Source organism: Halomonas sp. 707D4 (assembly GCF_024158685.1).
In the GTDB taxonomy this organism is placed as follows: domain Bacteria; phylum Pseudomonadota; class Gammaproteobacteria; order Pseudomonadales; family Halomonadaceae; genus Vreelandella.
The window spans coordinates 1-1,239 of record NZ_JAMZBD010000691.1 but is presented as its reverse complement, the minus strand read 5'-3'; the positions used below and the strand labels follow the sequence as shown (position 1 = coordinate 1,239).

Here is a 1,239-nt window from a genome sequence, read left to right as displayed (position 1 = left end):
CAGAGCGGGGCGCTGGCGACCCAGGCGGTCGAGCACGTCGATGCTCTCGAGGGCTACTTCGCGCGGTTTCATCCGCAGCTTCGCATCGTGGTGGTGCTGCCGTTACTGATCGCCTGCGTGGTCGGTGCGCTCGACTACGTGGTGGTGATCTTCCTGCTGCTGGCGGCACCGCTGATTCCGTTCTTCATGGCGTTGGTGGGCATGGGCGCCGAGCGCTTGAATCGCGAGCAGTTCGGCGCGATCTCGCGGCTTTCGGCACACTTCGTCGATCGGGTGCGGGGAATGAGCACGCTGCAGCTGTTCGGGCGAACCGAGCAGGCGCGCCGCGATGTCTGGTACGCCACCGACGAGTATCGGCGGCTTTCCATGAAGACGCTGCGGCTCGCCTTCCTTTCTTCGGCGGTACTCGAATTCTTCGCCTCCGTGGCCATCGCGGTGGTGGCCATGTATGTCGGTTTCGGGCTGCTGGGCTATATCGATTATGGCCCCGCCAGCTCCTTGACGCTGTTCTCCGGGCTGGCCGTGCTTCTGCTGGCGCCGGAATTCTTTCAGCCGCTGCGCACGCTTTCCCAGCACTACCACGACCGCGCGGCGGCGCTGGGCGCGGCGGAAAGCCTGGTCTACCTGCTCGATCAACCTCGCAAGGCGGCTGGGCCCGCGAATGCTCCTGACAATGATGCGCTGCTCGAACTCATCAATGTGGAGATCGGTCACGATGGCGAAAGCGTGCTGGGTGACGTGTCGCTGGTGCTCGAGCCCGGTGACGTGGTGGTACTGACCGGCGCATCGGGAAGCGGCAAGTCGTCACTGTTGGCGCTGCTGGCAGGGTTCATGGTGCCTCGGGCGGGAGAACTTCGTCGTCGGCCGCAAACGCAGGTGGCCTGGCTCGATCAGTCGCCTTGTCTGCTGCAAGGGAGTCTTGCTGACAACCTGGCACTCGCCGATCCCGAGGCCGGGCCCGAGGCCATGCGCGAGGCTCTCGATCAGGCAGGCCTTGGTGAGCTTCTAGAGGCGTTGCCGCAGGGGTTGGAGACGCCGCTCGGTGAGCGGGGCGTGGGTCTCTCGGGTGGGCAGGCGCAGCGGCTGGCGCTGGCGCGCATCTACCTGAGCGAGGCGCCGCTCGTGCTGCTCGACGAGCCGACGGCGAACCTGGATGCCGGGACCGAGGCGGTGGTGGTCGAGGCGCTCGGCCGCTGGGCGAGGGCCGGGCGCACGCTGGTCATCGCCACGCACCATCCC

The 1,239-nt window shown here is 66.7% G+C and carries 1 protein-coding gene; it reads left to right on the top strand.

Annotated elements, in window-relative coordinates:
* Positions 1-1,239, top strand: a 1,239-nt coding sequence (cydD, locus tag BIS11_RS17940; protein WP_253586775.1) for a thiol reductant ABC exporter subunit CydD, incomplete at both ends; no start/stop codon positions are given.